Origin of the sequence: Paenibacillus xylanilyticus (assembly GCF_013359935.1) — a bacterium.
Lineage (GTDB): Bacteria > Bacillota > Bacilli > Paenibacillales > Paenibacillaceae > Paenibacillus > Paenibacillus xylanilyticus.
Map to the genome: position 1 here is coordinate 667296 of NZ_JABMCB010000202.1, position 12844 is coordinate 680139.

Annotated in this window: 12 protein-coding genes; 3 read left to right on the forward strand and 9 right to left on the reverse strand. The window is 44.7% G+C overall.

All coding sequences use genetic code 11. The features are described 5' to 3' along the window. Positions 1-83: 83 nt before the first annotated feature. The 5 genes from HP552_RS29500 to HP552_RS29520 form a co-directional block, all read right to left on the reverse strand. Positions 84-974 carry an ROK family protein gene (locus HP552_RS29500; protein ID WP_175398912.1) on the reverse strand — a complete coding sequence of 297 codons (891 nt, stop codon included), beginning with the start codon at positions 972-974 and terminating at the stop codon, positions 84-86. A 19-nt stretch (positions 975-993) separates the two neighbouring features. Continuing rightward, on the reverse strand, positions 994-2475 hold the full coding sequence (locus HP552_RS29505) for a glycoside hydrolase family 32 protein (RefSeq protein ID WP_175398913.1): 1482 nt from the start codon (positions 2473-2475) through the stop codon (positions 994-996). Between the two features lie 96 nt (positions 2476-2571). Then, complete coding sequence (locus HP552_RS29510; RefSeq protein ID WP_175398914.1) at positions 2572-4179, reverse strand: ABC transporter substrate-binding protein; 1608 nt, start codon at positions 4177-4179, stop codon at positions 2572-2574. Between the two features lie 57 nt (positions 4180-4236). Then, positions 4237-5118 carry a carbohydrate ABC transporter permease gene (locus HP552_RS29515; protein ID WP_175398915.1) on the reverse strand — a complete coding sequence of 294 codons (882 nt, stop codon included), beginning with the start codon at positions 5116-5118 and terminating at the stop codon, positions 4237-4239. A 16-nt stretch (positions 5119-5134) separates the two neighbouring features. Continuing rightward, on the reverse strand, positions 5135-6028 hold the full coding sequence (locus tag HP552_RS29520) for an ABC transporter permease (RefSeq protein WP_246311127.1): 894 nt from the start codon (positions 6026-6028) through the stop codon (positions 5135-5137). Between the two features lie 502 nt (positions 6029-6530). Between HP552_RS29520 and HP552_RS29525 the strand changes: the two genes are divergently transcribed. Beyond that, complete coding sequence (locus tag HP552_RS29525; protein ID WP_175398916.1) at positions 6531-7607, forward strand: LacI family DNA-binding transcriptional regulator; 1077 nt, start codon at positions 6531-6533, stop codon at positions 7605-7607. A 247-nt stretch (positions 7608-7854) separates the two neighbouring features. Here HP552_RS29525 and HP552_RS29530 read toward each other — a convergent pair whose 3' ends face one another. Together HP552_RS29530 and HP552_RS29535 are read right to left on the reverse strand one after the other, a co-directional pair. Beyond that, entirely contained in the window at positions 7855-8394 is a 540-nt protein-coding gene (locus HP552_RS29530) for an AAA family ATPase (RefSeq protein ID WP_175398917.1), read from the reverse strand. An 18-nt stretch (positions 8395-8412) separates the two neighbouring features. Then, positions 8413-8916 carry a GNAT family N-acetyltransferase gene (locus HP552_RS29535; protein WP_175398918.1) on the reverse strand — a complete coding sequence of 168 codons (504 nt, stop codon included), beginning with the start codon at positions 8914-8916 and terminating at the stop codon, positions 8413-8415. Positions 8917-9167: 251 nt separating this feature from the next. On the opposite strand from HP552_RS29535, the gene HP552_RS29540 reads away from it, so the two are divergent. Together HP552_RS29540 and HP552_RS29545 are read left to right on the forward strand one after the other, a co-directional pair. Continuing rightward, positions 9168-9656, forward strand: coding sequence for a pyridoxamine 5'-phosphate oxidase family protein (locus HP552_RS29540; protein ID WP_175398919.1), 489 nt, complete (start codon positions 9168-9170; stop codon positions 9654-9656). Positions 9657-9964: 308 nt separating this feature from the next. Further along, a complete protein-coding gene (locus HP552_RS29545) occupies positions 9965-10639 on the forward strand; it encodes a class I SAM-dependent methyltransferase (protein WP_175398920.1) in 675 nt (224 codons plus the stop codon). A gap of 380 nt (positions 10640-11019) precedes the next feature. Here the strand turns inward: HP552_RS29545 and HP552_RS29550 are convergent, their stop codons facing one another. Next, entirely contained in the window at positions 11020-12015 is a 996-nt protein-coding gene (locus HP552_RS29550) for a LacI family DNA-binding transcriptional regulator (RefSeq protein WP_175398921.1), read from the reverse strand. Next, positions 12015-12830 carry a carbohydrate ABC transporter permease gene (locus tag HP552_RS29555; RefSeq protein WP_175398922.1) on the reverse strand — a complete coding sequence of 272 codons (816 nt, stop codon included), beginning with the start codon at positions 12828-12830 and terminating at the stop codon, positions 12015-12017. The genes HP552_RS29550 and HP552_RS29555 overlap by 1 nt, the downstream gene beginning before the upstream one ends. Between the last annotated feature and the right edge of the window lie 14 nt (positions 12831-12844).

Below are 12844 nucleotides of genomic sequence, written 5' to 3' on the forward strand. Positions count from 1 at the left end.
ATCCCACAAAGGACGGTGCATTCTCTTAGCAAAATAAGTGAACATGCATCCGTCCCTTCCGGGACTTTAATGAATATCAAAAGCTATGAAGCAGACGTGACACGTTCCAGTGCTTCCAAACCCAATGCGAGGGCACCGCATAGTCCTGCATGCTGGCCCAATCCCGGCTGGACAATATATTGATCGATATGATGTGTTATTGGCGCTGCATTCACATAACCATTCAGATTTTGTACAACCCGCTCCCGGATCATCGGAAACAGATGACTTTGCTGCATTACCCCACCGCCCAAGATGACCTTTTGCGGGGAGTGAAGCAGAATGGCCGTCGTGATGGACTCCGCAATGTAAAAGGACTCGATCTCCCACGCCGGATGGTCTGCCGGCAGTTCGCTGCCAGGGCTCTGCCAGCGAGCTTGAATGGCTGGCCCTGCAGCCATCCCCTCCAGGCAATCGCCATGATACGGACATAATCCGGGAAAATGATCATCCGGGTGCCGCCTCGTCCGCATGTGTCCACCCTCGGGATGCAGCAATCCATGTACACGTTTGCCTCCCGTAACAAGTCCAATTCCAACACCGGTGCCGATCGTATAATACACACAGTTGTCCAGCCCCTTCGCTGCTCCCCAAGTGACTTCTCCAAGTGCCGCTGCATTCACATCCGTATCCCATCCGAAGGGAACCGGAAATTCACGCTTCAAGGTTTCAACAACATTGCAGTTACCCCAACCCGGCTTGGGTGTTGTTGTGATAGAGCCATAGGTGGAACTATCCGGTTGCAGATCAATCGGACCAAAGGAGCCAATTCCGATGGCCGTCACTCCCTTATCCCTGAAATACTCGGTAACTTTCGAAAGTGTGGTCTCGGGATGCTCGGTTGGAAAGCTGCACCAATCTTCAATTCTACCTTGCTCATTGCCTACACCACATACAAACTTTGTTCCTCCCGCTTCTATGGCTCCTATACGCATTTTCCTGTCCCCCTTGCGCTCATTCCGATTGACCTTCTGCTTGGACAGGGGATAGTTCATAGATATGAAGCGAAGAAAATACCAGATCTTTATGATCCGTATGAACCGAGATTCCCTTGGAACCCGCATCCGGATAGATCAGATCGGTAATCACCGCCTGACCGTCATTGGCAAATACCTCTACGGATGAATGATCCACAAAGATACACAAACGCTGGTTGCCGTCTACTGCTTTTAATTCAGCTGCATGACGACCCAGAAAATGTTCATGGAAGTCGATAATACCTGACCGGCTGCGATCGACGTATACTTCATTCTCGGTAGCGTCCACGCCTATAAGCGTTTCATTCTCCACACCACTTCGTAATGCAAATTGAACGGATAGATCAGAAGCCCATTCCGCATGAATCTCATAATTTACAAGACGCAAAGTGTTCAACTGCTCACTCACTTGGCTGATTGAAGCATCCTGTAGGGACAATACTGGCTTGCGGGCTTGTTCCAGCTCGCGCGCAGGACGCTGAACCAGCAGGATTTCTCCGTCCCTTGTCTCCAATGTCAGCTCTCTCGCAATGGTCATCGCGCCGCGATACCCTTCCGTTGGCGTCTGATTGGCATACATCCAGTTACTCATCCAGCCCATAAACAGGCGTCTGCCGTCTTCTGCCGGAATATCAGACCAACTGACCCCTGCGTAGTTATCCCGACCATGATCAACCCAGCGAACGGTATGGGAAGCTTCATCAGGAACAAATGAAATGCCATTAAAATCTCCGGTGAAGTACTGCGTTCTGGAGCCTTCCTTGAAGGCAGGATCTGCACCAATGCTGACGAGCATCACCCATTTCTCCTGACTCGCATCTCCATCGACGGCCAGCGGGAACAGGTCAGGGCACTCCCAGACACCGTCATGTGAGCCGATTCCTGTACCGAATTCACTGCCCAGCGTCCAATCCTTCAGATTGGGAGAATGATACAGACATACCGTTTGACCACAAGCAATAATCATAATCCATTTCTCGGTCTGCTCATGCCAGAATACTTTGGGATCACGGAAATCCACGAACATTTTATCTTCCAGTACCGGATTGTCCTCGTATTTGATCCATGTTCTGCCGTTATCCTTGCTGTAAGCGAGACTCTGTCGCTGAATCGGATGATCGTTTGGCACTTCCAGATGGTGGGTGAAAATAGCCACCAATCCAGGCTCATCGTCAAAGAATCCGGAAGTATTATTCCAATCCACCACAGCACTTCCAGAGAATATCGTGCCATGTTCATCCGGTGCCAAAGCCACGGGGAGCTCTTCCCAGTTGACCAGATCCCTGGTCACCGCGTGTCCCCAATGCATCGGTCCCCATGTTGTGCCAAACGGATGATGCTGATAGAACAAGTGATACTCGCCTTTGAAAAATACCATGCCATTCGGATCATTGATCCAATTCTTCTTAGGTGTGAAATGATAGATTCCCCGGAAATCGGATGTTGTTATTGTAGACATATTGGTTAACTCCTTTGGATCAAACTGATCATGGGGAGACAAGGCTTTACTCGCAATCTGCTGCAATGTATAGCAGCGTCTCCTCAATCCGTTTGTTTATTTGGTATTGCGGTCATATCCCGCTTGTTTAATTTGAAGCCATTCTTGCAGTCCAAGACGATCCAACTCTTTCAAATAAGCATCCCACTCCTGATCGATCTTTCCGTTCTGATACCATTCCGTCCGCATACGCAACACATAGGCGAACAGATCGGTCTCAATCGTGGAGAGCCGGTCGAGTTCATCAATGGAGAAGAACACGCTTGGATAGACGTTTTCCGCTTTCATATGCGGAACCATCACTTTGTCAAGGAGCTCCATACGCCATGCCGCATCTTCCGGTTTGGTTGTGTATTTGTCGTAGTAACTGTCTAGAATGGCCAGCGGTCCTGCAATGCTCGTTTTTTGTCTGAGCTCAACAGGTGCAGCGCCTTCCAGCGGAAGATGCTTCAGCATACCCTTGGCTTCGTCGAATTCAAAAATATTCTGTTGTGTCTCATCGCCGTACGTTCCCCAGTTGTTCTGCACAGATTGGAGCGGATCGTACAGTTGGTCCACCCACTTCGCTGTGGATTCCAGATTTTTATTGCTGCTGGTAATAACCATACGTCCCCGGTCGAGACCGATACCGTTCGTTCTTGTCACATTGACCTCGCCACTCGGTCCAGCAACCGGAGGCAGAACATCATAGGCATCATTCATGCCTGTAATGTTGGCTTTATCCCAAGTGAAATACATGCCATACTTGTTGTCTTTGCCCTTGGCGAGATACGTATTCCAATCCTGCTGGTACGCTTCCACATCCACGAGACCTTCCTGAACCAGTTCGTGAATGTATTTAACCGCTTCCTTATAACCTTCATCAGCTGCCGTGAAGACCACCTTGCCTTCATCGGTCACCACGGTATGATCCCAGTTCTCCCCGAGTCCAAATGCCGCAAAGAGAAATGTCAGATCTTCTCCGCCCGGCTTGTTAATGAAAGACAACGGAATTTCGTCAGCCTTACCATTACCGTTCGGGTCCTGAGTTTTGAATGCAATCAGCACTTCTTTCAGTTCTTCGGTTGTCGTCGGCATTTTTAGTCCGAGCTTGTTCAGCCATTCCACATTGATCCAGGGCAAGTTATCCACTGCCTGAATCCGTTGTTTGCCACTACCAAGTTCCTCAATCCAGGGAAATGAATAAATATGTCCATCCGGAGCCGTGATCATGCTCTTGTATTCGGGAGCTTCCTCCAGCACTTTTTGCAGATTGGGCATGTATTGCTCAATCAGGTCTTCCAGTGGAATGATGGCCCCGTCCTTCGCCAGTTTCAGGAGATCATAATCCCCATAACCTGCGTCAAAAATGGCATCCGGCAAATCACCGCTGGCTACTGCCAGGTTTCTTTTTTCGGCAAACACATCACTCGTATAGTTTTTCCAGTTGATATGCACATTGGTCTTCTCTTCAAGTCTCTTGTAGATCAGCTTCTCGTTCGGATCAGCGGGCGCCAGCGGAGAGCTCTGTGTAATAAAATTCAATGACACTTTGCCATCAGGTGATTGGGCTTCACTCGCTGCACCGCCTCCGCCCCCACCACAGGCCGAGAGCAATAGCATGGCAGACAGCATGGAAACGGATGCTGTGGTAACGGCTTTTCTGGACTTGTTCGCTTTTTTCATGATCATGACCTCCATGGAATTGAGTTGGATCAAACTTGCTGTATATCAGGCCGTTCACTATTTAAGTGAGCCTACCATGACACCTTTTTCAAAATATTTCTGAAAGAATGGATACATAATGATGAGTGGCAGGCTCGAAATGACAATGGCTGAATATTTGATCATTTCCGAGAGCCGTTTCAGTTCCGCCATCGCAAGCTGATCACTGATCATGCCTGGTGCAGCCTGGTTCTGTATCAGAATAGAGCGCAGTACAAGCTGTAACGGGTGGAGATTGGGATTATCCAGATAGATCATGGCATCAAAATAGGAATTCCACTGCCCTACAAACGCGTACAACGCCAGTACAAAAATGATGGGTTTCGACAATGGAATGACGATCTGGAAGAAAATCTTCATCTCGGATGCACCATCCACATTGGCGGCTTCTTTCAATTCTCGCGGTACCCCTTTGAAAAAGGTTCTGGAGAGAATGATGTTCCATACGTTCACTGCACCTGGAATGATAATGGCCCATACCGTATCCAGCATGCCGAGATTACGCACGAGCAGATAGGTGGGAATCAATCCGCCACCGAAGAACATGGTAATGATAAATATAATCATGAAAAATCCTCGTCCTGCCAGCCTATCATCAGACAATGCATAACCTGCAAATATCGAGACAGTCACCGTCACGAGTGCAAAGGAAACCGAGTACAGCACAGCATTGGCAAAACCTCGAATCATGGCCGGATTCGACAAAATCATCTGGTAACCATCCAAACTCCAATCGGACACATTGAAAGACAGGCCACGGTTCAGCAGCACAGTCGGGTCCATGAATGAGGCGATAACAATGTAAATCAGGGGCACGACCACAACCAGTACAGCACAAGTGAGAAAGATCGCGTTCAGTACGAGGAGCAGACGATCCAGTCCCGTATGTTTGACAACCATGAATAACTCTCCTTTCCTAATAGAGGCCTTCGCCTTCATTCAATTTCTTGACAATCAGATTCACAGTAACCAGCAAAATCACGTTGATAACCGAGTTGAACAATCCCACAGCTGCAGAGTAAGCATAATCTCCAGACTGCAAGCCCACCTTGTAGACATACGTGGCAATGATCTCGGAGGATGGCAGGTTCATGGACGTCTGCATCAGGTAAGCCTTCTCAAATCCAATGGACATGATCCCGCCAGCTGCTAGAATAAATACGATGGCCATAATCGGACGAATCGTCGGAAGGTCAATGTGACGAATACGCTGAATGAGATTCGCACCATCGAGATTGGCTGCATTGTGAAGTTCCGGATCGACATTGGCCAACGCCGCGACATAAATGATGGAAGCCCATCCCGCTCCGGTCCAGATATCAGACAAAATGTATATCCAGCGGAAATATTCCGGCTCGGACATGAACATAATCGGCTGACCGGTGATCCATGTGGCGAATTGGTTAATCGGCCCTGTCGGTGATAGAAAGATAAACAGCATACCCACAATGACAACAACCGATATGAAGTTTGGTGCATACAGAAACAACTGAATATTTTTCTTCACCCCGGCTTTACGCACCTGATTGAGCATGAGAGCTAGCAAAATGGGTACCGGGAAGCTGAAGATCAATCCAAAAAAACTGAGTTTAAGCGTATTCATAAAAATGACATCAAAATTGGGGGAAGCCAAAAATTTCTCAAAATGCTTCAACCCTACCCATTCACTGCCCATGATGCCTTTGATTGGGCTAAAATCCTTAAATGCAATAATGGCTCCATACATCGGGATGTATTTGAAGACAAGGGTCAGGATCAAAGCTGGTGCAAGTAACAAATACAAAAAATAGTGCTTTTTGAGCTGCTGCATCCTGTGACTGGTCGATGTCCTCTCTTTCAGTGCCCTTCCCGAACTTTTTTGGGTATCCACTGCGTTATCCAACATGTTACCTCCGTTCATCACTTAAGTTTACAATTGCACCCGGTAAGGGCTTTCAATATTTACAATTGCTCATTTGATATTTTACAATTTAACAGGTGGTATAGGCATTAGTCAATACATTATGTAAAAATAATTGTGCATTTGATTACTTTTTTGTTTGCTTTCAGTATAGGTCGTCCATTTATTTGCGTATATAAAGTATATTCCTTTCACTTCTCCACGCCTTAAACCCATACATCGTAGGGGGATTGTTATTTTTCGGTCATGGCAGAAAGAATACAAACATACCAAAGTAGATTGCCTCAATTTGGAAAACGTAAACTTAATTGTGCATTTGTAAACTCGAGATTGCTATTTGCTTCAATCTATTATACATTTGAGTTAGATAGCTATACGGATGACCATTTGATCATTAGAGGTGAAACGCGAGATGGCAAAAGAAAGAGTCACGATTCAGGACATCGCGGATGCTTTAGGCATCTCCAGGAATACGGCTTCCAAGGCATTAAATGATACTGGCAATATCCCGGACGAGACACGGAATCGTGTAATCAAAAAAGCAATGGAACTCAAATACAAACAGTTCGCTTATATGGAGAGTGAGCATGTCTTAACCAAAACACCAGGGAATATCGCCCTGTTAACAGAAAATCTGCCCAATACATCCCACTTTGGTTCGTTATTGATCAGCGGTTTGGAGAAAAGAATTAGTGCAGAGGGATACAATCTCTCCATCCATATTGTGCGCGAGGTTGATCAGAATTCACTTGCACTTCCCAACAATTTTGATCTCTCGAAGGTAGATGGCATCATTTGTATTGAATTATTCAATCTTGAATACACTCAGCTTATTACCAATCTGGGGATCCCCACCATCTTCATCGATTGCGCTTCGAACATATGTTATCCTGATTTCCATGCTGATCTGCTGTTGATGGAGAATGAACATAGCATCTACCAGTTAACCAAAAAATTAATTGAGAGCGGCTACAAAAATATTGGATTTACCGGGGATTACAATCACTGTAAAAGCTTCAATGAACGTTGGGTAGGATATCAGCGGGCCATGCTGGAATCGGGGCTGCAGGTCGATCTATCCCAATGCATTGTGGAGGATGACCGCCTGTTCTTCTCGAAGCCCGGCTGGTTGAGGGATCGAGTGTCTGAGTTGAAATCGTTACCTGATGCATATGTCTGCGCCAATGACTTCATCGCGGTCGAACTGATAAAGGCCTTGAAATTGAGAAATGTATCCGTTCCACAGGATGTTGTTGTATGCGGATTCGATAACGCTCCCGAATCACGAATTATTGAACCTCCATTAACGACGGTTCATATATATAGCAACGAGATGGGTATCAAGGCAGCGGAGATGCTGTTATCCCGAATTGACAATCCCGCACAACCTTTTCAGGTCTCGCACATCGTGACCAAACCGATCATAAGAGAATCCACACCATCCATTATGCCTGCCAACTCTAATCTGGCTGATGTAACCGTAACATAAATGAACTGACGGGTAATTTTTCCAAGGTTTGTATACCACCGTTAATTCCTCCCTAGCCGGTGGGTTAATAAAAGCAACAAGCGAGCAGTGCGTCAATACGCAAGCTCGCTTGTTCTTTTTATCGCTTCACGTGCAGCAGCACTGATCCCTTTTCGCCTTCTAATTTGTTCCGATAAAAAAAGCCGCTATAATAGCGACTATGAATGGAACTATACTCTACCTTCGATATATCATTAAAAAAGTGTCACTACAGATTTGTAATAGGTTCATTTTTTTCAGAGTATAACAAGATATCATTTACTGATTGCTCAGGTGTCTGCTCCGAGCTGTCCAGCCAAAACCCGATTTTAGGCGTTTCCTTCTTAAACTCTGAATACAAATTTTCCACCGTAAAGCCAGTATAGCCGACCTTGCCCCTTAATTTTTCACGTTCTTTCACCACTTCTACATTTGGACACAGCACAATGATCTGAACCGGGTAATCCTTTAATTGCTCCATCATATAGATTAACTCCGCTCCATAGTAATTATCCTGCAAAACAACAGAAAATTCGTTATCATAATAGGTCTTTGCAGCATTTACGGCTAACCGATACCGCAAATGTAATTGGCGGACTGCTTCTTCGGACGGTTCAGCAGACATTTCTTCCCGTCCTGATACGATCATGCGACGGAACACATCCCCTCGCAGATGAACACTTTTCCCCAGCTTGGAGGCCAGCAGCTCCGCCACCGTTGACTTTCCGGAAGCCATAACGCCTGTGATTAAGTAAATAACTTCTTCCATAACAAGTTGCCTCCCTTCTTACTTCGAGAATATTTTTGACATAAAGTATTGATCGTAAGGTGTGTCATTTATCATTAGTGAGTTTCTTTTTATGCCTTCTATCTCAAATCCCATTTTTTTATATAGAGATACACCTGCTTCATTTTGAATGACCACTGTAAGTTCTAACCGTAAAATATTATGAGTTACTGCCCACTCTTCCATCTTTTGAAAAAGATTTGTTCCTATACCACGCCCGGTATATTCTTTTAAAACACCTATGGCTAGGTAGGCTGAATGTTTTGTTCTTCTTGTATCTCCACCAATGACTGCTAAATATCCAACTAACTGTCCATCATGTTCTGCAACCAGAACCGTTGAATTCCATTCCTTGTCCATTCTTACCAACCATTTATGTTGTTGTTCAGGAGAAGCTTTTCTTTCTCCTGGCTCCATTAGCATAAAATCAGCCTCAGCTTCAACTTGTTTCATTAGCAAATCAAAACGTTGAGCATCATCAGGTTGTATCTCTCTGATTAACATCGCATTCACCCCATTAAATATATATATTCAGTATTATACATCTTATGGAATGAAGCTCCCCCTTAAGGTTACATAAAAACTGCCTTACAGACAAATTTGAACCAACGCTTCATCTGTTCGTGGTCTCTCCAATTTCATACTGGACAAGAAGAAGTACATTCGGATCAAAGAACGGACGATAACGAGAGGTTTGGCGAAGCTTAGCGTGGGAAATATTAATAATAATACACATCGAAAGGATGAATCACACGATGAATCCAACCTCAGATCACCAAGAAGCGATCAAGAAAATTCAGGAATTGATCAAAGACATCGACGTTGCGATGCTCACAACGGTATCAGAAGAAGGGCTAGTTTCACGTCCCATGAAAACCCAGGATTGCGAGTTCGACAGCAACCTGTGGTTCCTGACCAAGAAAGATACCAGCAAGTTTCATGAACTGCTTCGCAATCAGCAAGTCAACGTGGCATATGTGGGTAAGTCTTTCCTCTCCATCCGCGGTGAAGCCGAACTCGTGGAAAGTTCCGAGAAGATAAAAGAATTCTGGAGTCCGGCCTACGAGAAAGTACTGGAAACCACATATGACGATCCGAATCTCGTTCTCATCAAGGTCACAGCCGAATCCGCCGAGTATTGGGATTCCGGCAACAAGTTCAAAATGGCGAAGTTCATGTTCCGTAGGCTCCTGGGCAAAAATACGGAGGGGACGGATATCAATCAGATCGTGGAATTCAATTAGATTCGTTGAGAAATCCAGTCTTCATAAGAGAAATGCCCATCATGCTATAAGTGATGGGCATTTTTAATTCAATCGTATAAGTAATTCATTACGGTGTGTTACATAAACCCGCAAAAACCTCCAAGGTTGCCTCCGTATCTTACGGAAGACGCTGCTTTTGGATTTCCCTCACATATTTTCTTATCATGATTGAATCAGAAATCGGAACATATTCATAGTTCTGACCTATGAACTTATCCATATTCCCTATTTCCTCTTCTTATTTCTCTCCTGTAAAATATTGAAAAAACCTCAAGGAGCATAAATACATGAAACCTTCAGTAAAGCACTTGTTTGATAAAGTAGCCCAAGACTATGATATGCAACGAAAGCAGCTTATCCCTTGTTTTAATGATTTTTACGGAATGGCTCTGGACCTTATGGAATGCTCCAAGGACAACCCGCGTATTCTTGATCTGGGTGCCGGAACGGGACTTCTCTCTGGAATGCTACTGCAGAAATATCCAAACGCGCGGATAACCTTAATGGACATTAGTGAAAAAATGCTTGAAATGGCACGCCGAAGATTTGCTGATACAGATCAAGTACAGTATGTGGTTGGAGATTATACCAAACATGCATTTACCAGTTCCTACGATATGATCATTTCTTCTCTCTCAATTCATCATCTGACCCACGCTGACAAGAAGAATGTGTTTGGCACTGTATACAAAATGCTAGAACCTGGTGGACTCTTCATCAACGCAGATCAGGTTCAGGGAAGGACCCCAATGACAGACGCTTATTATCGCCATCGCTGGCTGGATGCCATTCATAAGAGCGGATTGTCAGATGAAGCCATCTCGGCTTCAATCGAACGTCGTAAAGTGGATATCAATGCCAAGTTGGAGGATCAGTTGCTGTGGTTGGAGGAAGCTGGTTTTAGCGTGGCGGATTGTATGTATAAGTATTTGGATTTCGTGGTGTTTTACGCTCAAAAATAGAAATAATCAGATCGCAGATATATTTCGTTTACGTCATTCTTCGGTGCCGAAATGCAAGTCGAATAGGTTCTCGATATGAAGGTAGGCCAATTTCATGATCCTTCAAATTGGGCTTCTCACTCTTTATATGACGAGCAGGTAGAATTGCGATAATTCACTGGCTATTTGGCTTATACCAAAAAGTCGCCAAAATGGCGACTCTTAGCTTCTAACATTACCTCCAGATTTTCCTATGATCTGATTCTCCGGGCCAGCTGCTTTTATGGCATGAAAGGGTAAATGCCTCAACTTCAGTGGAAGTAAATCTTAGGTCTGCTTCGCGTAACTCTGTCAACTGGTCTTGAACTCGTAACGGGCCAATGGGATAACCAGAATGAAAATCACCTGCAGCTTTCGCGAATTACAAGCTGGGGCTCAACCATAATGGCTTGCCCCGATGCGCCTTTTTCGATCAAGTCTATCAGCATCTGCCCTGCTAATCTGCCAATCCCTTTTTTATCCTGCCTAACTGTCGTTAACTTGGGTGTGGTGAATCGACAAGCTTCAATATCATCACAGCCAATAACCGCAATGCGATTCGGAACAAGCATGCCTCGTTCTTTGATAGCTTCTATGGCTCCAAATGCCATAAAGTCCGAACAAGCAAAGACCAATTCCGGCAGATCTCCTCCGTCCAAAATCTGGTTCATGGAGTCGTATCCGCTTTGATCAAAATAATCTCCGTAAACGATCCATTCTTCCCTGCACTCCAGATTATAAAGATGTAGAGCCTTTCGAAAGCCGCTTTCTCTCTGTTGAGTTATAAAGGAGCATTCGTTTCCGCCTATAAAAGCAATTTTACGTATCCCATTTAAATGAGCATGGCTGACCACTTTCTCCGCGATCATATAATTATCTGTCATGATATAGCTCGATGTTGTACCTGAGAGGATCATGTCTACACCTACGACCGGAATGTGACTCTCATCTATCTGGCGGCTCCCTTCGTCAGTCTCATCACCTGACATAATCAGGCATCCGTCAATATTGTAGTGGTGACACCTTTCTAAATAATCCCTATCCTTCGAGAAAAAAACAAAGTCATAACCCATTTCACTAATAAAATCCTTGAAATTATTCAAAATAAGACTGAAAAATGGATGCGTAAAGCCCACGTTAAATTGACCACCAATAATAACCCCAATCAACTTGGAACGATTCGTAGCCAGTGTTTTGGCTGAAAACGTTGGAACATAACCCGTATCCTGAATGATTTTTTTCACTCTTTGACGCGTCTGATCGCTTATGTTACCCGTATTATTCATTATTTTGGATACTGTTGCAGCCGAGACACCTGCCAGTTTCGCGATATCACGAATGGTATGTTTTTTATCCATTATTTAATCCCCGTAAAGTTAAAGCCTTGAACGATATATTTTTGGAAGCAGACATATACAATGAGAACAGGAATAACCATAAATGTGGCACCTGCCATCTGCAGAGCAAAATCGGTTGAATATTGTCCTTTTAGCAGCGACATGCCTACGGATAACGTAAACAAAGCATCATCATTGGCAACAATCAGCGGCCATAGGAAACTGTTCCAAGCACCAATAAAAGTAAATATGGCCTGCACAGCTAGAATGGGCTTCGACATCGTGAGCACCAACTGACCAAAAATACGAAACTCTCCCGCCCCATCCAGTCTACCGGCTTCAAGGAGTTCATCTGGAATGGTGTTCATAAACTGGCGTACCAAAAATATATTGAACGCGGATGCAAGTCCTGGTAGAACAATACCCGCCATCGTATTCGTCAAATTCATTTCGCTGATGATAATATACATAGGTATGATTTTGACCTGTCCGGGAATCATCATGGTTGCCAATACAATCATGAACAATATGCGGTTGCCTCGGAACCGGAACTTGGAGAATGCATATCCTGCCATCGTATCAAGGAGGAGACCCAGCATGGAAAATAGAACAATGATCATCGTATTCATAAGGTAAACATCAAAATCAAGTCGTTGAAAGAGATTTATGTAGCTTTGAAAGCTGAACGTTTCAGGAAATAATGTCGGCGGAATGGCTAATGCTTCCCTTTCCGTCTTGAATGAGTTCAATATCATCCATAAAAAAGGGAAAGCCATCACCATGCTTCCTATGGATAAAAGAACTGCCGAAATGGAAACCTCCCATTGTTTTTTCATGCTTCTTCACCTCA